This is a genomic window from Mycobacterium colombiense CECT 3035 (assembly GCF_002105755.1).
Taxonomy (GTDB): Bacteria; Actinomycetota; Actinomycetes; order Mycobacteriales; family Mycobacteriaceae; genus Mycobacterium; species Mycobacterium colombiense.
Genome location: NZ_CP020821.1, coordinates 4,796,329 through 4,820,733 on the forward strand (window position 1 = coordinate 4,796,329; position 24,405 = coordinate 4,820,733).

At 69.4% G+C, this 24,405-nt stretch carries 24 protein-coding genes and 2 pseudogenes; 12 read left to right on the plus strand and 14 right to left on the minus strand.

Annotated elements, in window-relative coordinates; translation table 11 throughout:
- Nucleotides 1-20: 20 nt before the first annotated feature.
- From B9D87_RS22590 to B9D87_RS22625, 8 genes and pseudogenes are all read right to left on the minus strand, one after another.
- A complete protein-coding gene (locus B9D87_RS22590) occupies nt 21-323 on the minus strand; it encodes a DUF3349 domain-containing protein (protein ID WP_007768131.1) in 303 nt (100 codons plus the stop codon).
- 56 nt (nt 324-379) lie between these two features.
- Nucleotides 380-678: pseudogene (locus tag B9D87_RS22595) on the minus strand (hypothetical protein).
- Nucleotides 678-1,919, minus strand: coding sequence for an inorganic phosphate transporter (locus B9D87_RS22600; RefSeq protein ID WP_007768122.1), 1,242 nt, complete (start codon nt 1,917-1,919; stop codon nt 678-680). The pseudogene B9D87_RS22595 and the gene B9D87_RS22600 overlap by 1 nt, the downstream one beginning before the upstream one ends.
- Before the next feature lie 97 nt (nt 1,920-2,016).
- The gene (locus tag B9D87_RS22605) at nt 2,017-2,424 is read right to left on the minus strand and encodes a VOC family protein (protein ID WP_007768119.1); all 408 of its coding nucleotides are present in this window, start codon (nt 2,422-2,424) and stop codon (nt 2,017-2,019) included.
- Nucleotides 2,425-2,477: 53 nt separating this feature from the next.
- The gene (locus B9D87_RS22610) at nt 2,478-3,374 is read right to left on the minus strand and encodes an SDR family oxidoreductase (RefSeq protein ID WP_007768116.1); all 897 of its coding nucleotides are present in this window, start codon (nt 3,372-3,374) and stop codon (nt 2,478-2,480) included.
- Between the two features lie 39 nt (nt 3,375-3,413).
- On the minus strand, nt 3,414-4,316 hold the full coding sequence (locus B9D87_RS22615) for a 1,4-dihydroxy-2-naphthoyl-CoA synthase (RefSeq protein ID WP_007768114.1): 903 nt from the start codon (nt 4,314-4,316) through the stop codon (nt 3,414-3,416).
- Between the two features lie 13 nt (nt 4,317-4,329).
- On the minus strand, nt 4,330-4,785 hold the full coding sequence (locus B9D87_RS22620) for a nitroreductase family deazaflavin-dependent oxidoreductase (protein WP_007768111.1): 456 nt from the start codon (nt 4,783-4,785) through the stop codon (nt 4,330-4,332).
- A 14-nt stretch (nt 4,786-4,799) separates the two neighbouring features.
- Entirely contained in the window at nt 4,800-5,741 is a 942-nt protein-coding gene (locus B9D87_RS22625) for an aldo/keto reductase (RefSeq protein WP_007768108.1), read from the minus strand.
- A gap of 87 nt (nt 5,742-5,828) precedes the next feature.
- Here B9D87_RS22625 and B9D87_RS22630 point away from each other — a divergent pair, with 87 nt between their 5' ends.
- Entirely contained in the window at nt 5,829-6,368 is a 540-nt protein-coding gene (locus B9D87_RS22630) for a TetR/AcrR family transcriptional regulator (protein ID WP_007768106.1), read from the plus strand.
- 1 nt (nt 6,369) lies between these two features.
- On the opposite strand, the gene fadD8 is transcribed toward B9D87_RS22630, so the two are convergent.
- Nucleotides 6,370-7,971, minus strand: coding sequence for a fatty-acid--CoA ligase FadD8 (gene fadD8, locus B9D87_RS22635; protein ID WP_007768100.1), 1,602 nt, complete (start codon nt 7,969-7,971; stop codon nt 6,370-6,372).
- 254 nt (nt 7,972-8,225) lie between these two features.
- On the opposite strand from fadD8, the pseudogene B9D87_RS22640 reads away from it, so the two are divergent.
- The 6 genes and pseudogenes from B9D87_RS22640 (at nt 8,226) to B9D87_RS22665 (ending at nt 14,950) form a co-directional block, all read left to right on the plus strand.
- Nucleotides 8,226-9,652: pseudogene (locus B9D87_RS22640) on the plus strand (amidohydrolase).
- A 50-nt stretch (nt 9,653-9,702) separates the two neighbouring features.
- Nucleotides 9,703-10,620 carry an o-succinylbenzoate synthase gene (locus B9D87_RS22645; protein WP_238553380.1) on the plus strand — a complete coding sequence of 306 codons (918 nt, stop codon included), beginning with the start codon at nt 9,703-9,705 and terminating at the stop codon, nt 10,618-10,620.
- Nucleotides 10,617-11,405 carry an alpha/beta fold hydrolase gene (locus tag B9D87_RS22650; RefSeq protein WP_007768092.1) on the plus strand — a complete coding sequence of 263 codons (789 nt, stop codon included), beginning with the start codon at nt 10,617-10,619 and terminating at the stop codon, nt 11,403-11,405. Before B9D87_RS22645 ends, B9D87_RS22650 begins: the two co-directional genes overlap by 4 nt.
- Before the next feature lie 111 nt (nt 11,406-11,516).
- The gene (gene menD / locus B9D87_RS22655) at nt 11,517-13,175 is read left to right on the plus strand and encodes a 2-succinyl-5-enolpyruvyl-6-hydroxy-3-cyclohexene-1-carboxylic-acid synthase (protein WP_007768089.1); all 1,659 of its coding nucleotides are present in this window, start codon (nt 11,517-11,519) and stop codon (nt 13,173-13,175) included.
- An 11-nt stretch (nt 13,176-13,186) separates the two neighbouring features.
- Entirely contained in the window at nt 13,187-13,744 is a 558-nt protein-coding gene (locus B9D87_RS22660; RefSeq protein ID WP_040629252.1) for a DUF3592 domain-containing protein, read from the plus strand.
- Nucleotides 13,745-13,795: 51 nt separating this feature from the next.
- Nucleotides 13,796-14,950 carry a glycosyltransferase family 4 protein gene (locus B9D87_RS22665; protein WP_007768083.1) on the plus strand — a complete coding sequence of 385 codons (1,155 nt, stop codon included), beginning with the start codon at nt 13,796-13,798 and terminating at the stop codon, nt 14,948-14,950.
- 8 nt (nt 14,951-14,958) lie between these two features.
- On the opposite strand, the gene B9D87_RS22670 is transcribed toward B9D87_RS22665, so the two are convergent.
- On the minus strand, nt 14,959-15,783 hold the full coding sequence (locus B9D87_RS22670; protein ID WP_007768081.1) for an SDR family oxidoreductase: 825 nt from the start codon (nt 15,781-15,783) through the stop codon (nt 14,959-14,961).
- Between the two features lie 57 nt (nt 15,784-15,840).
- On the opposite strand from B9D87_RS22670, the gene B9D87_RS22675 reads away from it, so the two are divergent.
- The gene (locus tag B9D87_RS22675) at nt 15,841-16,533 is read left to right on the plus strand and encodes a demethylmenaquinone methyltransferase (RefSeq protein ID WP_007768079.1); all 693 of its coding nucleotides are present in this window, start codon (nt 15,841-15,843) and stop codon (nt 16,531-16,533) included.
- Between the two features lie 7 nt (nt 16,534-16,540).
- Here the strand turns inward: B9D87_RS22675 and B9D87_RS22680 are convergent, their stop codons facing one another.
- The gene (locus tag B9D87_RS22680) at nt 16,541-16,951 is read right to left on the minus strand and encodes a DUF732 domain-containing protein (protein WP_007768077.1); all 411 of its coding nucleotides are present in this window, start codon (nt 16,949-16,951) and stop codon (nt 16,541-16,543) included.
- A gap of 112 nt (nt 16,952-17,063) precedes the next feature.
- Nucleotides 17,064-18,302 (minus strand): menaquinone reductase MenJ, encoded by a 1,239-nt coding sequence (gene menJ / locus B9D87_RS22685; RefSeq protein ID WP_040629247.1) that lies wholly within the window; start codon nt 18,300-18,302, stop codon nt 17,064-17,066.
- Between the two features lie 22 nt (nt 18,303-18,324).
- On the opposite strand from menJ, the gene grcC1 reads away from it, so the two are divergent.
- From grcC1 to B9D87_RS22700, 3 genes are all read left to right on the plus strand, one after another.
- A complete protein-coding gene (gene grcC1, locus B9D87_RS22690) occupies nt 18,325-19,332 on the plus strand; it encodes a nonaprenyl/(2E,6E)-farnesyl/geranylgeranyl diphosphat synthase (protein ID WP_007768072.1) in 1,008 nt (335 codons plus the stop codon).
- 211 nt (nt 19,333-19,543) lie between these two features.
- Nucleotides 19,544-20,407: a zinc metalloprotease HtpX gene (htpX, locus tag B9D87_RS22695; RefSeq protein ID WP_007768070.1), complete on the plus strand. Its 864-nt coding sequence runs from the start codon at nt 19,544-19,546 to the stop codon at nt 20,405-20,407.
- Between the two features lie 82 nt (nt 20,408-20,489).
- Complete coding sequence (locus B9D87_RS22700; RefSeq protein ID WP_040629244.1) at nt 20,490-20,750, plus strand: helix-turn-helix domain-containing protein; 261 nt, start codon at nt 20,490-20,492, stop codon at nt 20,748-20,750.
- A 90-nt stretch (nt 20,751-20,840) separates the two neighbouring features.
- On the opposite strand, the gene B9D87_RS22705 is transcribed toward B9D87_RS22700, so the two are convergent.
- Entirely contained in the window at nt 20,841-22,352 is a 1,512-nt protein-coding gene (locus tag B9D87_RS22705) for a SulP family inorganic anion transporter (RefSeq protein ID WP_007768064.1), read from the minus strand.
- 240 nt (nt 22,353-22,592) lie between these two features.
- Nucleotides 22,593-23,618, minus strand: a complete 1,026-nt coding sequence (locus tag B9D87_RS22710; RefSeq protein ID WP_007768063.1) for an NAD(P)H-dependent glycerol-3-phosphate dehydrogenase — start codon at nt 23,616-23,618, stop codon at nt 22,593-22,595.
- A gap of 474 nt (nt 23,619-24,092) precedes the next feature.
- Between B9D87_RS22710 and B9D87_RS22715 the strand changes: the two genes are divergently transcribed.
- Entirely contained in the window at nt 24,093-24,395 is a 303-nt protein-coding gene (locus B9D87_RS22715) for a PE family protein (protein WP_007768062.1), read from the plus strand.
- Nucleotides 24,396-24,405 lie beyond the last annotated feature (10 nt).

Sequence of the window (24,405 nt, forward strand, 5' to 3'; positions counted from 1 at the left end):
GTGCAGCGCGCGCAGTACGGCTATGCCGGGTCCCCGGCCTCGTCGGCGTCGTCGAACGGCCAGCCCTGCGCCGCCAACCGCACCCGCACCCGCTCGACGTCGGCGGGTGACGGCAATTCATCGGTGATCTGGGTGATCAGCACGCCGATGTCCACATCATCGAACTCGCCGCGCCGAACCAGCTCGCAGGCCACCGCCTTGGCTTCGTCGTTGGACAGCCGGCGGGTCAGCAACGCGAGCACCGGGAAGGTGTCGGTCGGTGGCACGCCTTCGGGATATCCCGCGCGGAGCCAGGAGACGATCGAATTCAGGAATCCGTTCACGCTCTGACAACACCCCCCGGTGTTTGGCTTAGCAAATCCGTGGGCACCAATCGATGCTACTTGGGCTTTGCTCCGAGGAAAGCGGTGCCGGTTTGGTGGGCGATGAAGTCGCGGGAGATGTAGGCCAGTGCGAAGGCGATCACCACGAACACCACGGCGAAGATCGCCCACGCGAACGCCAGCAGCATGGGGTTCTTCTGCGGCGAGCTGCCGTCGGTCCCGACCTCTCCGGCGCCGATCGCCTGGAACCGCAGGCCCAAGGCGAACAACCCCGGCAACGCGGCGCCGGCCAGCTGGCGAAGAGCAGGATCTTGAGGGAGGCCTGGTAGTTGAACCAGTCGCTGAAGTGACTCATCACGCGTTCGCCTTCATGGTGGGGTCGTCGGAGTCGAATCGGGGGGTGCTACCGCCGCCGACCGTGGGTCCGGCGTCCGCGGGCGGGTGGTGATCGTCGGATTCCTCGAGCCCGGTGGTCAGGTCGCCCTTCCATTCGGCGTTGACGTTGTGGTGGTCGACCTTGACCTTGCGCGACCGGATGTAGATCGTCGCCGAGACCGCGATCAGCAGCGAGAACCCGATGATCGCGCCGGGGTATCCGCCGATGAGGTGGACGATCCAGTAGGTGAGCGCGCCGACCAACCCGGCCAACGGGAGCGTGACCAGCCAGGCAACGCCCATGCGGCCGGCCACTCCCCAGCGGACCTCGCCGCCGGGCTTGCCCAGCCCGCTGCCCAGCACCGAACCGGTGCACACCTGCGTCGTCGACAGCGCGTAACCGAAGTGGGTGGACAGCAGAATCACCGCGGCCGAAGAGGATTCGGCCGCCATGCCCTGCGGCGACTGGATTTCCACCAGCCCCTTGCCCAGGGTGCGGATGATCCGCCAGCCGCCCAGGTAGGTGCCCGCAGCCATCGCCAGGGCGCAACAGACGATCACCCACAGCGGCGGCGACGCGGCGGTCTTGCTGACCGCGCCGTAGGACATCAGCGCCAGGAAGATGATGCCCATCGTCTTCTGTGCGTCGCCGGTGCCATGCGCCAGCGAGACCAGGGAGGCCGAGCCCCACTGCCCGTACCGGAATCCGGCCTCGGTGCGCTTCGTGTCGAGGCCGCGCGTGACGCGGTAGACCAACCAGGTCGCTATCGCTCCGACGGCGATGGCCAGGATGGCGGCGACGACGGCCGGGATGAGCACCTTGGATACGAGGCCCTTCCAGATCACCCCGTGGGCGCCGACGGCGGCGATGGTGGCGCCGACGATGCCGCCGATCAGGGCGTGCGACGAACTCGAGGGGATGCCGAGGAGCCAGGTCAGCAGGTTCCACACGATGCCGCCGACGAGGCCGGCAAACACCAGCTCCAGCGTGACGATGTGCCCGTCGATGAGGCCTTTGGCGATCGTCGCGGCGACGGCGGTGGACATGAACGCACCCACGAGGTTCAGCACCGCGGACAGCGCTACCGCCACCTTGGGCTTGAGCGCACCGGAGGCGATGGAGGTCGCCATCGCGTTGCCCGTGTCGTGGAAGCCGTTGGTGAAATCGAAAGCGAGTGCCGTGATTACGACAATGATCAAGAGGAACAATTGGATGTTCACAGCGCCTGATTCTGGTGGTAGGAGGTTTCCATTGTCGAATGCTGGGGGAGCCGAATCGCGGGTGTACCTTGAACCGTCGCCAGATGTTACCTCTCAGTTAACCGGCGTTTCCCGGACGTTCACCTCGGGTGTCACGCCGTAACGGGTGGTCGGAGGGGATTTCCAGGAAAATCAACGTGATTCCGTCCGGGTCGAGCACATGCATTTCATAGAGGCCCCAAGGTTCCTGGCGCGCCTCGCGCGCAATGGACACTCCGCGGCCGCGAAGCTCGGCCTGGGTCGCCTCGATGTCGCGGACCTGTAGCCACAGCGCGCCCGGGAAGGGGCCGCGCGAGTGGTCCGGGGAGCCGTAACCGGCGAGTTCCAGCAGCGACTGGCCCGCGAAAAATACTGTGCCCCCGCCGTATTCGCGGGCTATCGCCAGGCCGATCTGGTCGCGGTAGAAGCTCAGCGACCGCTGATAGTCCGCCGGCCGGAGCAGCATCCGGCTGGCCAGGATCTCCATAGCGTCGTGTCTATCACAGTGCCGGTCGGAAACCGCCGGCCGAGCCGGCCGGGTCAGCCGTCGGTCTTGCGGTTGGGCTGGATGCTCTGGCGCTGCATGACGGCGTTCACCCAGCGCGGGCCGAACGTGTCCAGTGCCTTGGCGGCGATCGCCATCCGGGGTGCGATGCGCACCGGGCGGGTGCGGGCGGCGGTGATCATCCACTCGCCGGCCTCCTCCGACGTCAGCGCCGGCATCCCCTCGTAGGCCTTGGTCGGCGCGATCATCGGGGTGGCCACCAGCGGGTAGTACAGCGTGGTGGAGTGCACGCCCTTGTCGCCCCACTCGGTCTCCACCACCCGGCTGACCGTTGACAGCGCGGCCTTCGAGGCGTTGTACACCGCGAACAGCGGCGAGGCCTCCGAGAGCACACCCCACGTCGAGACGTTGATGATGTGGCCGTCGCCGCGCTCGATCATCCCGGGCGCCAGCCCGCGGATCAGCCGCAGCGGCGCGTAGTAGTTGAGCACCATGGTCCGCTCGACGTCGTGCCAGCGTTCCAGCGACTCGGCCAGGGGCCGGCGGATGGACCGGCCGGCGTTGTTGATCAGGATGTCGATGCCGCCGAGGCGCTTTTCGACGTCGGCGACCAGCGCGTCTACGGCGTCCATGTCCGAGACGTCGCAGGGGATCGACAGCGCTTCACCGCCCGCGCCGGTGATCCGCTCGGCCAGCGCGTCCAGCAGATCCTGGCGGCGCGCGACGACGACCACCGTGGCGCCCGCCCGGGCGAACTGTTCGGCGGCGGCCTCGCCGATCCCGGACGACGCCCCCGTCAGCAGGATGCGCTTGCCGCCCAGCTCGATCGGCTTGATCAGCGGACGGTTGACCAACACTTGCGGCGCCATCGGGGGTCGCATGGTTGCCAGCACGAACTGGTCGGCGATCCGGCGGAGGGGACTCTTGCTCACGTGACGCGAGTCTAGGCGGCGCCGCCGGTGCGCCCGCCGCTAGAAGTAGCGGGGGAACCGGCTCCAGTCCGGATCCCGCTTCTGAAGGAAGGCGTCGCGGCCCTCGACGGCCTCATCGGTCATGTACGCCAGCCGGGTGGCCTCGCCCGCGAACAGCTGCTGGCCCACCAGGCCGTCGTCGAGCAGGTTGAACGCGAACTTCAGCATGCGTTGCGCCTGCGGGGATTTGGCGTTGATCTCGCGCGCCCACTCGATGGCCTCCGATTCCAGCTGCGCATGGCCGACGACCGCGTTGACCGCGCCCATCTGATGCATCTGCTCGGCGGTGTAGGGCCGGCCCAGGAAGAAGATTTCGCGGGCGAACTTCTGGCCGACCTGGCGGGCCAGGTACGCGCTGCCGTAGCCGCCGTCGAAGCTGCCGACGTCGGCGTCGGTCTGCTTGAAGCGGGCGTGCTCGCGGCTGGCCAGGGTGAGGTCACAGACCACGTGCAGGCTGTGCCCGCCGCCGGCCGCCCACCCGTTGACCAGGCAGATGACCACCTTGGGCATGAACCGGATCAGCCGTTGCACCTCGAGGATGTGCAGCCGGCCGGCGCGTGCGGGGTCGACGGTGTCGGCGGTGTCGCCGCTGGCGTACTGGTAGCCGCTGCGCCCGCGGATGCGCTGATCGCCGCCGGAGCAGAACGCCCAGCCGCCGTCCTTGGGCGATGGGCCGTTGCCGGTGAGCAACACGACACCGACGTCCGGAGACATCCGGGCGTGGTCGAGCACCCGGTAGAGCTCGTCGACGGTGTGCGGCCGAAACGCGTTGCGCACCTCGGGCCGGTCGAACGCGACCCGCACCGTGGCGTCGTCGACGTGGCGGTGGTAGGTGATGTCGGTCAGGTCGCCGAACCCGTCCACCGGGCGCCAGGCCTGCGCATCAAAGGGGTTGTCACTCAATCTGTTTGAACTCCTATGCCGGGTCCAGCCGGAATACCGGACACACGCCGGCCAGCGCCTCGAACTCCTCGGGGCGTCCGTCGGTGACCAACCCAGAGCGTTTCATGAAGCCGACGCCGGTGGGCACCTCGGTGGGGAACGCCCGCAGGAACGGCCGCGCCGCGTCGGGCGACAACTCCACCATCCGCACCCGTTCGGAGTGCCGGCCGCGGGCCAGCGTCGCGTACTGCGCGGCGCGCACGTTGCGGATCCAGTCCGCTCCCGGAAAGCCGCCCACCACATACCGATTGCCGTCCACCGTCATCGGTGTCACCGGCGTCGAGCGGGGCGTCCCGGACTTGCGTCCGGGCACGGTCAGCACCACCGGGCTTTCGCCGCCGAAGCTCAGTCCGAGCCGCGACATCCGGATGAAGACCTTGTTCGCCGGCTTCAGCCACCAAGGTGGTTTCAGCCCGTCGGGCGTACCCATGCCTGACACAGTAGTCAGGTCTGCGGCGCCTCCAGGAAGGGTTCGACGCCGTGCGCCCAGGGGTCGGCGCCGGGAGTGGCGACGGCGTCGAGCCGGGCGATCGCCTCGGCGCTCAGCGTGACGCCGGCCGCGCCGACGTTCTCCTCGAGGTGGGCGATCGACCGGGTGCCGGGAATCAGCAACGTGTTCGGCGTGTGGGCCAACAGCCACGCCAGCCCGACCTGGGCGCCGGTGACGCCCAGCTGGCCGGCGATGTCGGTGACCACCGGGTGGTCGGCGACCTTCGGGAACCCCGGGAACGCCGAGCCGAGCGGGAAGTAGGGCACCCACGCGATGCCCTCGTCCGCGCACAGCTGCAGCGCGGCCTCCTGGGAGCGGTCCAACAGGCTGTAGGCGTTCTGGACGCAGACGATTCCGGCGGGCAGCGCGCGCCGCACCGTTTCGAGGGGCACGGCGCTGATGCCGATCCCGCCGATCTTGCCCTCGTCGCGCAGCGCGATCATCTCGGCGAGCTGGTCGTCGAGGTCGACGATCTGATCGCCCTCGGCGGCCACGCCGGGGCCGAGCTCCATCCGGCGCAGATTGACCACCGGAATGCAGTCCAGGCCGAGCTGGCGCAGGTCGTCCTCGACCGCGGCGCGCAGCTCGGCGGGCTGCTGCGCGGCGGCGAGCCGAATCGGTTGTTCGCCCGTGTAGCGGGCGCCGACCTTGCTGACGATGACGAGGTCGTCGGGGTAGGGGGCGAGCGCCGCGCGGATCCGGCGGTCCACCTCGCCGGGGCCGTAGAACGACGCGGTGTCGATGTGGTTGACCCCGAGTTCGACGGCGCGACGCAGCACCGCGGCCGCGTCGTCGACGGTCAGCGTCTCGAACAGTTGCATGGCGCCGTAGCCCATGCGCGCGACGGGGGCCGTGCCGATGCTGCCGATGCCGCCGGGCTGTGGTTTGTCGGTCATGATGCTCCTTGGCTCGTGCCACACTGGAGAAAAATGCGGAGGACCCTCCGCTTCGGTCAGCGTAGCAGAAACGGAGGAGTCTCCGCTTTGGTCGGACGGTCGGATGCGCGTCGCAATCGGGAACGGCTGCTGGAGGCGGCCGCCGCGGCGTTCACCGCGCCCGGCGGGGCGGTGTCGCTGGAGTCGATCGCCCGCGACGCCGGGGTCGGAATCGGCACTCTCTACCGCCATTTCCCGACCCGGGAGGCCCTGGTCGAGGCGGTGTACCGCGCCGAGCTCGCCGAGGTGGCCGCGGCCGCCGAGCAGCTGCTCAAGCGGCACCCGCCCAAGACCGCGCTGCGTCGCTGGATGGATCGGTACGCGGGCTTCGTCGCCGCCAAGCGCGGAATGGCCGAATCCCTGCAGGCGATCTTCGCTTCCGGCGTCATGGAACCCACCCAGACGCGCGACAGCATCGTCGGCGCCGTTCAGCTGCTCCTGCAGGCGGGCGCCGACGACGCGACCCTGCGCGCCGACGTGCAGGCCGACGACGTGGTGTCCAGCCTGATCGGCATCTTCCTGGCCAGCGGTTCGCCGGAGCAGACCGGCCGCATGCTCGATCTGCTCGTCGCCGGGGTCGAGGCCTAGCTCAGCCGACCGCGCGTCCGGCGCCCTCCCAGAACTGCGCGCGCACGGCCTTCTTGTCCGGCTTGCCCAGCGCGGTCACCGGCACCGACTCGACGACGATCACCTGCTTGGGCGACTGCACCGAGCCCTTGCGCTCCTTGACCGCGGACTGGATCTCGGCGGTCACCCGCGCCACCGCCTCGTCGTCGGAGGGATGGTCGGGCCGCAGCACGATCACGGCGGTCACGGCTTCGCCCCACTTCTCGTCGGGCGTGCCGATCACGCACACCTGCGCGACGGCCGGGTGCTCGGCGACGACGTCCTCGACCTCGCGCGGGAACACGTTGAACCCACCGGTGACGATCATGTCCTTGACCCGGTCGACGATGAACCAGAAGCCGTCCTCGTCCTCGCGGGCCATGTCGCCGGTGTGCAGCCAGCCGTCCTTGAACGTCTTGGCCGTCTCCTCGGGCAGGTTCCAGTACCCGCCGGAAAGCAGCGGCCCGGACACGCAGATCTCGCCGACCTCGCCCTGCGGCACCGGGTTGCCGTCGGCGTCCAGCAGCGCCGTGCGGGCGAACAGGGTGGGCCGCCCACACGAGGTGAGCCGCTTCTCGTCGTGGTCCTTCTTGGCCAGGTACGAGATCACCATCGGGGCTTCGGACTGCCCGTAGTACTGGGCGAAGATCGGCCCGAAGCGACGGATGGCCTCGGCCAGCCGCACCGGGTTCATCGCCGAGGCGCCGTAGTAGACCGTCTCGAGCGAGGAGAGGTCACGGGTGTGCGAATCCGGATGGTCCATCAGCGCGTAGATCATCGACGGCACCAGCATGGTCGCGGTGATCTTCTGCTCCTCGATCACCCGCAGCACCTCGGCCGGGTCGAACTTGGTGAGCACCACCAGCTCGCCGCCCTTGATGATGGTCGGCACGAAGAACGCCGCCCCGGCGTGCGACAGCGGGGTGCACATCAGGAAGCGCGGGTTCTCCGGCCACTCCCACTCGGCCAGCTGGATCGTGGTCATCGTGGTGATCGACTGCGCGGTGCCCAGCACGCCCTTGGGCTTGCCGGTGGTGCCGCCGGTGTAGGCCATCCCGCCGATGTGATCGGGCGGAAGGTCGGCCGCCACCAACGGCTTTGGCGAATACTTCGCGGCCTCGGCCACCAGGTCCACCGCGGAATCGCCGAGCGCCTCGGGGACCGGGCCGATGGTCAGGACCTGCTTGAGGCCGGGCACCTTCTCCAGCAGGCCCAACGCGCGCTCGACGAACATCGGGTTGGGGTCGATGATCAGTGACGTCACGCCGGCGTCGCCCAGCACGTACGCGTGGTCGTCCAGCGAGCCGAGGGGGTGCAACGCCACGCGGCGGTACCCCTGGGTTTGTCCGGCGCCGATGATCATCAGCACCTCGGGCCGGTTCAGCGACAGCAGCCCGACGGTGGCGCCGGTGCCCGCGCCGAGCGCCTCGAACGCCTGAATGTATTGGCTGATCCGTTCGGCGAGCTGACCACCGGTCAGCGTGGTGTCACCGAGATGCAACACCGGCTTGTCCTTGTTGCGCTTGAGCGCACCGACGGTCAGGTGTCCGGAATGAATGGGATGGCGCAACAGATCGTCACTCATGTGGCCAGACTAGAACGTGTTGCAATTTGGGTCAGCCGCACCCTGTTCAACATCGTCGATCAGTACCATCGCTCCCCATGGGGCAGGCAGATCTCGTCGTCACCGGAACCATCCTCACCGTCGACGAGACGCGTCCCACGGCCCAGGCGCTCGCCGTCGCCGACGGCAGGATCGTCGCGGTCGGCACCCGCGCCGAAGTCGCGGGATTCGCCGGTCCCGGCACCCGGACCGTCGACGTCGGTGACGGCTGCGTCATGCCGGGTTTTGTTGAGGCACATGGGCATCCGCTGATGGAGGCGGTCGCGCTGTCGGACCGCATCGTGGACATCCGCCCGGTCACCATGCGCGGGGCCGACGACGTCGTCGCGGCGATCCACCGCGAGGTCGCCCGACGCGGCTCCGACGGCGCCTACCTCAACGGCTGGGATCCGCTGCTGCAGAGCGGACTTCCGGAACCGACGCTGAGCTGGCTGGACGACGTCGCACCGGACAGCCCGCTGGTCATCCTGCACAACTCCGGGCACAAGGCCTACTTCAACTCGCGCGCGGCCAAGCTGCACGGCCTGAGCCGCGACACCCCCGACCCCAAGGGCGCCAGGTACGGCCGCGACGCCCACGGCGAACTCGACGGCACCGCGGAGGAGACCGGCGCGGTGTTCCCGCTGCTGGGCGGGGCCATCGACTTCGCCGACTACCCGCGGATGCTGCTCGCCGAATGCGCCCGGCTCAACCGCGCCGGCCTGACCACCTGCTCGGAAATGGCCTTCGACCCGAACTTCCGGCCGGTGGTCGAGCAACTGCGCGAGCGGCTCACGGTCAGGCTGCGCACCTACGAGATCTCCAACCCGCAGATGTCCACCGAGGCCACTCCCGGGCAGGGCGACGACCTCCTGCGTCAGGTCGGCATCAAGATCTGGGTCGACGGCTCGCCCTGGATCGGCAACATCGACCTCTCGTTCCCGTACCTGGACACCGAGGCCACCCGGATCATCGGCGTCGTGCCCGGCACCTGCGGATGCGCCAACTACACGGCCGAACAGCTGCACGAGATCGTCGGCGCGTACTTCCCGCTGGGCTGGCCGATGGCCTGCCACGTGCAGGGCGACGCCGGCGTCGACACCATCCTCGACGTCTACGAGGAGGCGTTGCGCCGGCACCCGCGCGACGATCATCGGCTGCGGCTCGAGCACGTCGGCGCCATCCGGCCCGAGCAGTTGCGGCGCGCCCACGACCTCGGCGTCACCTGCAGCATCTTCGTCGACCAGATCCACTACTGGGGCGACGTCATCGTCGACGGGTTGTTCGGCGAGGAACGCGGAACCCGTTGGATGCCGGCCGGATCCGCGGTGGCCACCGGGATGCGCATCTCGCTGCACAACGATCCGCCGGTGACGCCCGAGGAGCCGCTGCGCAACATCAGCGTGGCCGTCACCCGCACGGCGCCCAGCGGCCGGGTGCTCGGCCCGAGGAACGGCTGACCGTCGAGCAGGCGATCCGCGCGCAGACCATCGACGCGGCCTGGCAGCTGTTCTCCGACGACGTGATCGGCTCGCTGGAGGTCGGCAAATACGCCGACCTGGTGGTGCTGTCGGCCGATCCGCGAACCGTGCCGCCCGAGCAGATCGCCGACCTCGAGGTGCGGGCGACGTATCTGGCGGGTCGCCAGGTGCACGGCACGTGACGCCGCCGCTCGAGGACCTGCTCGACCGCCTGCACGTGGTGGCGCTGCCCATGCGGGTGCGGTTTCGCGGCATCACCACCCGCGAGGTCGCACTGATCGACGGCCCGGCGGGGTGGGGCGAGTTCGGGGCGTTCGTCGAATACGAGCCGCCCGAGGCCGCGCACTGGCTGGCGTCGGGCATCGCGGCGGCCTTCCGGGAGCCGCCGCCGACCCGCCGCGGCCGCGTCCCCATCAACGCGACCGTGCCGGCCGTGCCCGCCGCGCAGGTGGCCGAGGTGCTGGCGCGCTTCCCCGGCGCGGGCACGGCCAAGGTGAAGGTCGCCGAGCCCGGCCAGACGCTGGCCGACGACGTCGCGCGCGTCGACGCCGTGCGCGAGCTGGTGCCGACCGTGCGGGTGGACGCCAACGGCGGCTGGAGCGTCGAGGAGGCGGCCGCGGCGGCGGCCGCGCTGACCGCCGGCGGCCCGCTGGAATACCTCGAACAGCCCTGCGCGACGGTCGACGAGCTCGCGGAGCTGCGCCGGCGGGTTGACGTGCCGATCGCCGCCGACGAAAGCATCCGCAAGGCCGAGGATCCGCTGGCCGTGGTCCGCGCCGGCGCCGCCGACATCGCGGTGCTCAAAGTCGCTCCGCTGGGCGGGATCTGGGCCATGCTCGAGATCGCCGCGCAGATCGACATCCCGGTCGTGGTGTCCAGCGCGCTGGATTCGGCGGTCGGCATCGCCGCCGGACTGACCGCCGCGGCGGCCCTGCCGCAGCTGCGGCATGCCTGCGGGCTGGGCACCGGCGGGCTGTTCGTCGAGGACGTCGCCGAGACGGTCGCGCCCGTCGACGGCTGCCTGCCGGTGCGCCCGGTGACGCCCGATCCGGGGCGGCTGCACGCGCTGCGCGCGGCGCCGGAGCGGCGGCAGTGGTGGATCGACCGGGTCAAGGCCTGCCATCGGTTGCTTGTACCGTCGAGCGAGTGATCAACCTGGCTTACGACGACCGCGGCTCCGGGGAGCCCGTGGTCTTTATCGCCGGCCACGGCGGCGCCGGACGGACCTGGCACCCCTACCAGGTGCCCGCGTTTCTGGATGCCGGCTACCGCGTCATCACCTTCGACAATCGCGGGATCGGCGCCACGGAGAACGCGAACGGCTTCTCGACGCAGACCATGGTCGCCGACACCGCGGCGCTGATCGAGGGCCTGAACGCGGCCCCGGCCCGCATCGTCGGCATGTCGATGGGCGCGTTCATCGCCCAGGAACTCATGCTGGCGCGGCCCGAGCTGGTCAGCTCGGCGGTGCTGATGGGCACCCGCGGCCGCATGGACCGGGCCCGGCAGTTCTTCCGCGACGCCGAGGCCGAGCTGGCCGACGCAGGCATCGCGCTGCCCGCCGCCTACGAAGCGAAAATCCGCCTGCTGGAAAACTTTTCCCGCAAGACGCTCAACGATGACACCGCCATCGCCGACTGGATCGCGATGTTCTCCACCTGGCCGGTCAAGTCCACCCCCGGCATGCGCGCCCAGCTGGATGTCGCGCCGTACACCAGCCGATTGACCGCCTACCGCAGCATCGCGACCCCGGTGCTGGTGATCGGCTTCTCCGACGACGTGCTCACCCCGCCGTATCTGGGCCGCGAGGTGGCCGACGCGCTGCCCAACGGCCGCTACATGCAGATCCCCGACACCGGCCATCTCGGCTTCTTCGAGCGGCCCGACGCCGTCAACGCGGCCATGCTCAAGTTCTTCGGCGACGCCAAGGGCTGAGCGCGGTTCCGCTGCGCGGAGGGCATCGTCAGCGGGCTGTGAGCTATTGCCCGCTTCCTCCCCCTCCGCTGCGCGGAGGGCATCGTCAGCGGGCTGTGACAGGCTGTAGGAGTGAACCCCTCGACGACACAGGCTCGCGTCGTCGTTGACGAGCTGATTCGCGGCGGCGTCCGCGACGTGGTGCTTTGTCCCGGTTCGCGGAACGCCCCGCTGGCCTTCGCGTTGCAGGACGCCGACCGCTCCGGCCGCATCCGCCTGCACGTCCGCATCGACGAGCGCACCGCCGGCTATCTGGCCATCGGCCTGGCCATCGCGGCCGGCGCGCCGGTCTGCGTCGCCATGACCTCCGGCACGGCCGTCGCCAACCTCGGCCCGGCGGTGATCGAGGCCAACTACGCCCGGGTGCCCCTGGTCGTGCTCTCGGCCAACCGGCCCTACGAGCTACTGGGCACCGGGGCCAACCAGACCATGGAGCAGCTGGGCTACTTCGGTACCCAGGTGCGGGCCACCATCAGCCTGGGCCTGGCCGAGGACGCCCCCGATCGGCTGGATGCCCTCAACGCCACTTGGCGATCGGCCACCTGCCGGGTGCTGGTGGCCGCCACCGGATCCCGCACCGCCAACGCCGGACCCGTGCAGTTCGACATCCCGCTTCGCGAGCCCCTGGTGCCGGATCCCGACCCGCAGGCGCCGACGCCGCCGGGCCGCCCGGGCGGGCGGCCGTGGACCTACACGCCGCCGGTCAGCTTCGACCAGCCGCTGGACGTCGACCTGTCACCCGACACGGTCGTCATCGCCGGGCACGGCGCCGGTGTGCAGCCCAACCTCGCGCAGCTGCCCACCGTCGCCGAGCCCACGGCGCCCGCCCCGGCCAATCCGCTGCACCCGCTGGCGCTGCCGTTGCTGCGGCCCAAGCAGGTGATCATGCTCGGCCGCCCCACCCTGCACCGGCCGGTGTCGGCGCTGCTGGCCGACCCGCAGGTGCCGGTGTTCGCGCTGACCACCGGGCCGCGCTGGCCGGACGTCTCGGGGAACTCGCAGGCCACCGGGACGCGGGCGGTCACCACCGGCGCGCCCAGCCCGGCGTGGCTACAGCGCTGCGCCGAGATCAATCGGCACGCGCTGGCGGCCGTGCGCAGCCAGCTCGCGGCGCACCCGCTCACCACCGGCCTGCACGTCGCGGCGGCCGTGGCCGACGCCCTGGCGCCGGGCGATCAGCTGGTGCTCGGGGCCTCCAACCCGGTGCGCGACGCGGCGCTGGTCGGCCTGGACACCCGCGGCATCCGGGTGCGGTCCAACCGCGGCGTCGCCGGGATCGACGGGACGGTCTCCACGGCCATCGGGGCGGCCCTTGCACACGAGGGGTCGCGCGAACGCGACGGCGGCCCGGACGGCCCGGCGCGCACGGTCGCGCTGATCGGGGACCTGACGTTCGTGCACGACAGCTCCGGGTTGCTGATCGGCCCCACCGAGCCCACCCCGCGCCGGCTGACCATTGTGGTCTCCAACGACAACGGCGGCGGCATCTTCGAACTGCTCGAGCAGGGCGACCCGCGGTTCTCCGACGTGTCGTCGCGGGTATTCGGCACCCCGCACGATGTCGACGTGGGCGCGCTGTGCCGCGCCTACCACGTCGAGAGCCGCCAGATCGAGGTCGGCGAATTGGCCACGGCCCTCGACGAACCCGCGCCAGGGATGCGGGTGCTGGAGGTCAAGGCCGACAGGTCGTCGCTGCGGCAGCTGCACGCCGCCATCAAGGCCGCGCTGTGAGGCGCACGTAGATGGCGATATCTCCAAAAGTTCTGCTGCGCATCCTGATTCATGGGCGTAGCGACGAACCCCCGAAGACCCGGGCGCGGATTGCGTTGCGGTGGGCCCGGATTGCGGTGCTGATCGTGACCGGCCTGGTCACGCTGCAGTCCGTGCTACTGGTGGCCGGCGCCTGGCGCGACGACATCGCGATCACCCACAACATGGGTGTCGCGCAGGCCGAGGTGCTCAGCGCCGGCCCGCGCCGCTCCACCATCGAATTCGTCACTCCGGAGCGCGTCACGTATCGCCCCGAGCTCGGCGTGCTCTATCCGTCCCATCTGGCCACCGGGATGCGCATCTACGTCGAATACAACAAGAACGACCCGAACCTGGTCCGCGTGCAGCACCGCAACGCCGGGCTGGCGATCATCCCGGCCGGGTCCATCGCGGTGGTGGCCTGGCTGGCCGCGGCGGCCATGCTGGTCGCGCTGGCGCTGCTGGACAAGTGGCTGGACCGCCGCGACGACCCCGGCGACGCATCGCCGAGACCGGCCACAAAAAGTGTCGGACCTGCAAATTTCGCGTGACGTATACACACAGGCAACCTTGTCGACAGCCGACGCTGAGACGGTAGTGGTGTGCGCGTTGCCATCGTCGCGGAATCGTTCCTCCCCGAAGTCAACGGTGTCAGCAACTCGGTGATCCGGGTGCTCGAGCATCTGCGCCGGACGGGTCACGAAGCACTCGTCATCGCCCCCGACGCGCCGCCCGGGCAGCCCCGTGCCGACCGCATCTACGACGGGATCCGCGTTCACCGGGTGCCCTCGCGAATGTTTCCCAAGGTGACCACCCTGCCGCTGGGCGTGCCGACGCCCCGGCTGGTGAAGGTGTTGCGCGGGTTCGATCCGCACGTGGTGCATCTCGCTTCGCCGGCGCTGCTGGGCTACGGCGGGGTGCGGGCGGCGCGGTGGCTGGGGGTGCCGACGGTCGCGGTGTATCAGACCGACGTCCCGGGCTTCGCGGCGAGCTACGGCATTCCGATGACGGCCCGGGCCGCCTGGGCCTGGTTCCGGCACCTGCACGGGCTCGCCGACCGCACCCTGGCGCCATCCAGTGTGACAATGGAATCGCTTGTCGCACATCGCTTTCCACGCGTACACCGGTGGGCGCGCGGCGTCGATGTGCTGCGGTTCGCGCCGTCCGCGCGCAGCGAGGCGCTGCGCGCGCAGTGGTCACCGCGAGGCAAGCCGATCGTCGGATTCGTGGGCAGGCTCGCGCCCGAGAAACATGTCGAGCGACTCATCGGGCTGGCCAAGGCCGACGCGGTTCAGCTCGTCATCGTGGGCGACGGTGTCGACCGCGGCAAGCTGCAATCGGCAATGCCGACAGCGGTTTTCACGGGTGCGCTGTACGGCGATGAGCTCGCCGCGGCGTACGCCAGTATGGACGTGTTCGTGCATCCCGGTGAGCACGAGACGTTTTGTCAGGTCGTGCAAGAAGCGCTGGCGTCGGGGTTGCCGGTGATTGCCCCCGACGCCGGCGGCCCACGAGACCTCGTCACCCCGTGGCGAACGGGTCTGCTGTTGGCCGTCAACGAGTTCGAGTCCCGCCTGCCGGACGCGGTCGCGCACCTGATCGCCGAACGGTCGCGCTACGCGCTGGCCGCCCGGCGCAGCGTGGTCGGCCGCAGCTGGCCGGTGATCTGCGACGAACTCCTCGGCCACTACGAGGCGGTGCTGTCGCCGTTCGTCCGCCGACAACTCGGCACGACGCGCTACGCGCAGGGCGAATAGCGCGCCGGCTAGCCCTGCGCCAGTTCGGCGACGGGCTGCCATTCCTCCCAGTTCCGCAGCCGGCTCTCGTAGTCGGCCTTCGCGGTCTCCAGCGGAGAAGCCCCGAAAAAGACTCGCAGCGGCGGCTTTTCGGCGTCGACCACCTTCAGCAGCGCCGCCGCGGACGCCGACGGGTCACCCGGGCTGGCCCACCGGCGGCTGCGCTCGGCCTGGACGGCGGCGCGGACGTCGTCGTAGGCCGGGATCGGATCGGCGTGCTTGGCCGAGTCGCCGGCCCAGTCGGTGTCGAAACCGCCCGGCTCGATCAGTGTCACGTGCACACCGAACGGCGCGACCTCCTGCGCCAGCGCCTGGGAGAAGCCCTCCAGCGCCCACTTCGACGCGTGGTACATGCCGACCAACGGGAACGCGGTGATGCCCCCGATCGAGGACACCTGAATGATGTGGCCGCTGCCCTGCTCGCGCAGATAGGGCAGCGCTGCCTGGGTGATCCACAGTGCCCCAAAGACGTTCGTCTCGATCTGGTCGCGCGCGTCCTGCTCGGAGAGCTCCTCGACGAAACCGAATTGACCGTATCCGGCGTTGTTCACCACGATGTCGAGCCGGCCGAAGTGGTCGTGCGCCTGCTTGACCGCCGCGAAGTCGGCCGCCCGGTCCGTGACGTCGAGCCGAATCGGCAGCAGGGCGTCGCCGTACTTGCGCGCCAGGTCGTCCAGCGAGGCGGTGTCGCGCGCCGTGGCGGCGACCTTGTCGCCGCGCTCCAGGGCCGCGATCGTCCACGCCCGGCCGAAACCTCGCGATGTACCGGTGATAAACCAAACTTTTTCAGTCACGCCTTGCTACAACGCCGTCCGCGCCGCCTCATTCCCGCGCCGGGTAGCGTCTCAGTGGTGAGCCGTGCGGAGTTGGACAAGGATCCCCGGGATGTCGCGTCGATGTTCGACGGCGTCGCCCGCCGGTACGACCTGACCAACACCGTGCTGTCGATGGGCCAGGACCGGTACTGGCGCAAGGCCACCCGCTCGGCGCTGGACATCGGGCCCGGTCAGAAGGTGCTGGACCTCGCGGCGGGCACCGCGGTGTCCACCGTGGAGCTGCAGAAGTCCGGGGCGTGGTGCGTGGCCGCCGACTTCTCGGTCGGCATGCTGGCGGCGGGTGCGGCGCGCGACGTGCCGAAGGTCGCCGGCGATGCCACCAGGCTGCCGTTCGGCGACGATGTATTCGATGCCGTGACAATCAGTTTCGGGCTGCGCAACGTCGTCGACACCCAGGCCGGGCTGCGCGAGATGGCCCGCGTCACGCGCCCGGGCGGCCGGTTGGTGGTGTGCGAATTCTCCACGCCCAGCAACGCGCTGTTCGCCACCGTCTACAAGGAATACTTGATGCGGGCGCTGCCGCGGGTGGCGCGGGCGGTGTCGAGCAATCCCGAGGCGTACGTGTACCTCGCCGAATCGATCAGGGCGTGGCCCGATCAGGCGGCGCTGGCGCAGCAGATAACCCAGGCCGGGTGGTCCGGGGTGCGCTGGCGCAATCTGACCGGCGGCATCGTCGCCCTACACGCGGGGCACAAGCCCCTGCGCTGAGACGGTTCTAGTGATTGCCGGCGGCTTGCACGAAGCCGACCTGGTCGGGGCAGTAGTGGTCGACCGCGGCGCCGAGGAACTGGAACGCCTGACCCTGGGTGGTGCCCCGCGGCAGGTTGCGCTGGATGAACGTCGCCGACTTGTACGCGTCGCCGTCCACGCCCCGGCCGATCCGTTCGCAGGTGATCTTGCCCAGCCAGGCCAGCTGGTCCTGCGGCTGGTAGATGCCGAAGCCGTTGACGGTGTTCTTGAACGGCGCGTCGTAGTCGCTCGGGGGCGACGGCGTCCGCGGGGTGGGGTACGGCGCCGTCGGCGGCGGATCCGCCTGCGCCGGCACGGAGAGCTGCGCCGGCATGGCCAGCGCGGCCAGAGCGATTGCAGCGGCGGCTCCGATAGTAGCCAGGCTCGTTCCCTTCATTAGCTGGACTATACACGCCTCGGTTGGGGTGCGCGGAGGAAAGCCAATCGCCGGCCGACGGACCCACCGAGAGCTCGGCAACGCGTCGACCTGCGACGATGCGGGCGCTTGGTCAGCTGAAGGGCGTGCGACGGTCGAGCAGCCGCGACAGCCGGCCGCCGCCGCGCCAGGCGCGCGCCACCCAGTCCGCGTCGTCGTCGGTGACCAGGTTGGCCATCACCCGCACGGCGATTGTCATCAGCGTCGTCGAGCGCATCGCGACCGGCCCAGTCGACGGCAGGAACCTCTGGAAGGTCAGCAGCAGGGCCAGCCGGCGCGCCACCGAGAAGCCGCGAGCGTAATGCTCCTGCAGCAGCGACGGCCACACGCGCGACAAATCGGGGCACTCCAGCAGCGCCGCGGCCAGCCGCCCGGTCTCGAGTCCGTAGTCGATGCCTTCGCCGTTGAGCGGGTTCACACAGGCCGCGGCGTCGCCGATCAGCATCCAGTTGGCGCCGGCCACCCCCGACACCGCGCCGCCCATCGGCAGCAGGGCCGACGCCACGGCGCGCGGGTGGCCGGTGAAGCCCCACTCGTCGCGGCGCAGGTCGGTGTAGTAGTCGATCAGCGGGCGCAGCGCCAGGTCGGCGGGCCGTTTCGACGTCGACAACGCGCCGACGCCGATGTTCACCTCGCCGTTGCCGAGCGGGAAGATCCAGCCGTAGCCGGGCAGCACTTTGTCCTTGCCGCCGTCGGGTCCGCGTAGTTCCAGATGCGACGTCAGCCAGGGATCGTCGGCGCGCGCGGTGGTCAGATACCCGCGCGCGGCGACGCCGTACACCGTTTCCTGGTGCCAGCGCCGGCCCAGCTTGCGGCCCAGCGACGAACGCGCGCCGTCGGCCACGATCAAGCGGTCGCAGCTCACGTCGGTGCCGTCTGCCAGCGTCACCGATGTCACCCGTCCCGATGAATCATGCTGTGCCGCAACGACCTTGGTCCCCAGCAGCATCCGCGCCCCGGAGTCCTCGGCGACCTTGCGGATCCGGTCGTCCAGCTCGAAGCGGGCCACCGCGCTGCCGGTCGACGGGAACGACGGGCCGGGCCAGTCGACCTCCACCTCGCCGCCGAACCCGCTCATCCGCAGTCCCCGATGCCGGATGCGGGTGTCCAGCCAGTCGCGCAGCCCCAGCCGCTCCAGCTCGGCGACCGCGCGCGGGGTCAGCCCGTCGCCGCAGGCCTTGTCGCGGGGAAAGCTCGCCGAATCGATGACCAGGACGTCGTTGCCCGCGCGGGCGGCCCAGGCCGCCGCCGCCGAACCGGCGGGTCCGGCGCCCACGACCACGACGTGGGCTCGGGTCGCTGGCGTCCTCATGCACACCAGTATGTTTGGTCCCGTGAGTACTCCGGCGACGGTGGTGGCGGGCGTTGACTTCGGTGACCCCGCTTTCGCGGCGACCGTGCGGGACGGTGTGGGGCGGATCGAGCAGCTCATGGACACCGAGCTGCGCAGCGCCGACGACATCATGACCGAGTCGCTGACGCACTTGTTCAAGGCCGGCGGCAAGCGGTTCCGCCCGCTGTTCACGGTGCTCTCGGCGCAGCTCGGGCCCAACCCGGAGAGCGTGGACGTGACCATCGCCGGCGCCGTCATCGAGCTGGTACACCTGGCCACGCTGTACCACGACGACGTGATGGACGAGGCCGAGGTTCGTCGCGGCACCCCCACCGCCAACGTGCGCTGGGGCAACAACGTCGCGATCCTGGCCGGCGACTATCTGTTCGCCACGGCCTCCCGGTTGGTCTCCCGGCTGGGACCCGAGGCGGTGCGACTGATCGCCGAGACGTTCGCCCAGCTGGTGACGGGCCAGATGCGCGAGACGCGCGGGTTCGTCGAGGGATCCGACCCGATCGAGCACTACCTGAAAGTGGTGTACGAGAAGACCGCGTGCCTGATCGCGGCGGCGGGCCGGTTCGGCGCCATGTTCTCGGGCGCCGACGCCGATCAGGTGGAGCGGCTGAGCCGCCTCGGCGGCATCGTGGGCACCGCCTTCCAGATCTCCGACGACATCATCGACATCGACAGCGACTCCCACGAGTCCGGCAAGCTGCCCGGCACCGACGTGCGCGAAGGCGTGCACACGCTGCCCATGGTCTACGCGCTGCGCGAACCCGGGCCCGAGGCGGCGCGGCTGCGTGAGCTGCTGGTCGGGCCCATCGACGACGACGAGGTGGTGGCCGAGGCGCTGGCGCTGCTGCGGGCGTCGCCGGGCATGGCCAAGGCCAAGCGGTCGCTTCAGGACTATGCGGCGCAGGCCCACCAGGAGCTGGCCCTGTTGCCGGACGTCCCCGGCCGCCGCGCGTTGCAGACGCTGGTCGACTACACCATCAGCCGGCACGGCTAGTGACGATCGCGAGCGCGGCCGCGGCGATCGGGAGCGCGGCGTAGCCGGGCGCAGCGGGTCGCCGCATAGTCCAAGCCGGGCGAAGCGGGTCGGCACCATTCGGCCTAGCGTCGCCTCCAATCGCCCCATGGAACCAACGGGGCCGTCTCGGGCGTTCAATGAGCTGTAACCGGCAATAACGCACGACCCGAGTGTTCCAAGGAGGACACCGATGACCTGGCATCCGCATCACAACACGTTCAAGACGTTCGCGTTGTTGGTTGGCATGTCCGCGTTGATCGTGTTCGTCGGGTCGCTGTTCGGCAGGACCGCGATGTTCCTCGCGGTGCTGTTCGCCATCGGCATGAACGTCTACACGTACTACAACAGCGACAAGCTGGCGCTGCGGGCGATGCGCGCACAGCCGGTGTCGGAGGTGCAGGCGCCGGCGATGTACCGGATCGTGCGCGAGCTGGCGACGGCGGCGCACCAGCCGATGCCCCGCCTGTACATCAGCGACACCAACGCTCCCAACGCGTTCGCGACCGGGCGTAACCCCCGCAACGCGGCGGTCTGCTGCACCACCGGCATTCTGGACATCCTCACCGAGCGCGAGCTGCGCGCCGTGCTGGGTCACGAGCTCTCGCACGTCTACAACCGCGACATCCTGATCTCGTGCATCGCCGGCGCGCTGGCGTCGGTGATCACCGCGCTGGCCAACATGGCCATGTTCGCCGGCATGTTCGGCGGTAACGACCGCGACGGCGAGAATCCCTTTGCGCTGCTGTTGGTTTCGTTGCTCGGTCCGATCGCCGCGACCGTGGTGCGGTTGGCGGTGTCGCGGTCACGCGAATACCAGGCGGACGAATCGGGCGCGGTGCTGACCGGCGACCCGCTGGCATTGGCGTCGGCCCTGCGCAAGATCTCCGGCGGGGTCCAGGCCGCCCCGCTGCCGCCGGAGCCCCAGCTGGCCAGCCAGGCGCACCTGATGATCGCCAACCCCTTCCGGGCGGGTGAGCGGATCGGGTCGCTGTTTTCCACGCACCCGCCGATCGAGGACCGGATCCGTCGGCTGGAGCAAATGGCCGGGCGCTAGAAACGGCGGCGAAACGCCGGGTGCACGTGGCCCAAACCGCAGGTAACATCGAAGTTACCTGTAGTCCCCGGGCTGGCGATGTATGAAAGCCGTGATTGCGATGCCGGACCTTAACTCAATCGATATTCACGAAGCCGGGCTGGCGCTGGATCTGCCCGACTTGATCTTCGAAACGCGTGCCGGTGCCGGCATGAATCAGGCCCAATTGGCCGAGGCGATGGGCACCAGCCACGAAGCCGTCGCCGCGTGGGAGGACGGGAGCGAAGTGCCCCGCGTCGACGTGCTGCAACGGCTGGCGCAGGTGTGCGGCAAGCGCTTGCACATCCGCATCGACGTGGACTGACCGGCCGGGCAATGCGGGGAGCTCTCTGCTGGTAGTGAGTGAGCTCAAAATCCGCTAGCGGCGACCGGGGCCACGCACGCCCTGGCCCAATTACGCTGCGGCCCCGGGCCTTTGCGCCTCCACCAACTGTTCGTGCGCGTCGCGCTGACCCGTCTCGATCGCACCCTGGATGTGCACCGTCCCGCCGGTCGCCTCATGCTGTTGCTGCCAGTCGGTGATCGCTTGGTGCGCAGCGTGATCGAGGTAATGCACGGCGATGTCCACCGTCGCCGTGGCGCCCCGCGGAACCGCCGCCAGCATCCGTGTCAGCCTCGGCAACGCCAGGAAGGTGCATGCCGCGCCCTGAATGCTCACCCGCCATTCGTCGTCGACCGGCGTGGCTTCGATCTTGGCCCGGATCACCCGCCAGCCGGTCAGCGTGATGGCCAGCGCGAGCCCGATCATGACACCGTGCAGCAGGTTGAGGAAGATGACGCTGACGGCCGTGACGACGTAGACCGCGAGATCGCCGTTTTTCATTGCGGTTTCGATGTGGGCCGGCTTGAGCAGCTGAATCCCGATGACGATGAGCAGACCGGCCAGGGCGGCGGTCGGGATCTCCTCGACCAGCCCGGCGAACGGGATGGTGAACAACAGGATCCAGACTCCGTGCATGATCGCCGAGGCGCGGGATTTGGCCCCCGCGTTGACGTTTGTCGAGCTGCGGACGATGACGCCGGTGATCGGGAGCCCGCCCACGGTGCCCGACACGATGTTGGCGGCGCCCTGTCCCACCAGTTCGCGGTTGAAATCGGTGCGCGGCCCGTTGTGCATCCGGTCGACCGACACCGCCGACAGCAGGCTCTCGACACTGGCGATCAGCGCCACCGTGATCACCCCGATCGCGAACGCGCCCCAGTTGCCGTGGGGAAGCTCTGGCAGCCGCAGCGCGTCCAGCGGTGACCCCTCGAGGTCGATCCGCCGCACGTGGAACGGGAAGACCACCGAGATCACGGTCACCGCCACGATGGCCACCAGGGGACCGGGAACGCGACGTACCTTGGCCGGAACCCATCGCCACGCCACCAGGATTGCGATCACCAACACCCCCAGGATCACGCCCGGGCGGTGCGCGCCGATGATCTGGCCGGGCAGCCCGATCAGGTTGTGCCAGGCCGTGCTTTTGGATTTACCGCCGAGCAAGACGTGCGCCTGCTGCAGAGCGATCGTGATGCCGATGCCGGCCAGCATCGCGTGCACGACGACAGGCGAGATCGCCAGGGCCGCCCGCGCCACCCGGCTGAGTCCCAGCAGGACCTGCACGGCCCCCGCGGCGACGGTGATCAAGCACGTTATGCCCCAACCGAAGTCGGCGACCAGACCGGCGACCACCACCGTCAACCCGGCGGCGGGACCGCTGACCTGCAGCGGGGATCCGCCCAACGCGCCGACGATGATTCCACCGACGACCGCGGCGATCAGGCCGGCGAGCACCGGGGCGTTGGACGCGATCGCGATGCCCAGCGACAGGGGAAGCGCGACCAGGAAGACCACCAGCGATGACGGCAGGTCGTGTCGGATGACGCCGCGCAGTCGATTGGCCCGGGGTTCAACGTTGTGCATCGGTCGCTTCCCTCGTTAGGTGTTAGCGGGGGATGTCCGATATCCGCCCCATGTTCGTCTAGTTACCTCTTCGTAACGTGTTGGCATACAGACGATTACACCGGGACGACCCGCAAGATCGCGCCGGGAATCCCTGGTCACCTGGAACGACGGTATTTTGCTGGCAAAGGCCGGTCAAGCGGACGGGCCCTGCCCATAGAGAACGCAAAGATTTGAATTCCCTAGCGTTGACCGCCCAGATCAGAAGCCCGAGCCGTGCACCTCATGGCCGGGGACCTCGGCGATCAGGCCCCGATAGGCCTGTTCGACGGACGAGCCGTGGTTGATCACGGCGTCGACCTCGCGGGCGATCGGCATGGTGAGGCCGAATTCGTTGGCAAACTCCATGATCACGCTGGCGGCCTTGACGCCCTCGGCGACCTGGTTCATCGAGGCGATGATCTCGTCGATCGGCTTGCCCGCGCCCAGTTGTTCACCGACGTGCCGATTGCGGCTGCGCTGGCTGGTGCAGGTGACGATCAGGTCGCCCAGCCCCGCCAGGCCCGGGAAGGTGTCCGGATTGCCGCCCAGGGCGACGCCGAGCTTGGTCATCTCGCGCAGCGCGCGGGCGATCACCAGCGCGCGGGTGTTCTCCCCGATGCCCAGCGAGTAGCCCATCCCGACCGAGATGGCGTAGACGTTCTTCAGCGCCCCGGCCATCTCCACCCCGATGACGTCGTCGGTGGTGTACACGCGGAAGCGCCGGGTGCGGAACAGCCCCGACAGCCGGGTCGCCAGATGCTGGTCTGGCATCGCCAAAACCGCCGCGGCGGCGTAGCCCTCGCCGACCTCGCGCGCGATGTTCGGGCCGGCCAGGATGCCCGCGGGGTGTCCGGGCAGCGTCTCCTCGATGATCTGCGACATCCGCATGTTGGTGCCCTGCTCGAGCCCCTTGACCAGCGACACCACCGGCACCCACGGCCGCAACTCCTTGGCCAGCTCGCTCAGCACGCCCCGAAAGCCGTGCGAGGGAACGCCCATCACGACGACGTCGGCGGAGTTCGCCGCCTCGGCGAAATCGGTGGTGGCGCGCAGGGTGTCGCTCAGCACGACGTCGTTGCCGAGATACCGGCTGTTGCGGTGGTTCTCGTTGATGTCGCCGGCCGTCGCCTCGGAGCGCACCCACTGCAGCGTCGGTCCGCGACGCGCGCAGATCGATGCCACGGTCGTGCCCCACGAACCGCCACCGAGGACAACGACTTTGGGTTCGCGCTTCTCAGATGCCATGGCGATCAGCGTATTGCGGACACCTGCGATTTAGTAGCAATTCACGATGCCGGGGCGGCGACCGGCGGGTCTGCACACCGCGCGCCGCGCGGGGCGGCGTCCGCGGCTGCCCATGCCGAATTCATAGATATTCGCGACAACATTTGCGTTCGATCGGCCGGCGGCCGCGATGAATGCCGGGTCGCGGTTAAAGTCCATGCACGACTCATAATTATTTCTCGGCAATAATTTGCTTTTAAACTATGCAGCCGGGCCCGGGCTCACGCCGCCCGGAAATCGGCACAAAGCCGCTGGTCGGTGGCGGGTGTAGCGGGGCGGGAAAAACGCCGCAGAACGGCGTTTGGGTAAAAAATCAGCATGAATATTGGCGAAAAGGCGAGCTCAGCGTTCTTTCGAATAATTCGTTGCGCTGAATTCGTCGAACCGTCGTTTAGCGTTTCGCGGCATCCGAACACAAGCCGAAGGGAAAACGCAATGTCTTTCGTAACGGTCCATCCAGACAAGCTGTCGGCGGCGGCGAGCAACCTGCAGTCGATCACCGCGGCTCTCCACGTCGGCAACGCGGCCGCGGCCATCCCGACGACCGGTGTCGTGCCGGCCGCCGTCGACGAGGTGTCCGTATTGACGGCGGCGCAGTTCGCCGCCCACGCGGCCCGGTTCCAGGCGCTGGCCGCCCGCGCCCTCGCGGTGCATGAGCTGCTGGCGGCCACCCTGGCGCAAAGCGCGGGGAGCTACACGGCCACCGAGGCCGCGAACTCCGCGGCGTCGGCGCTCTAGGACGGAGACA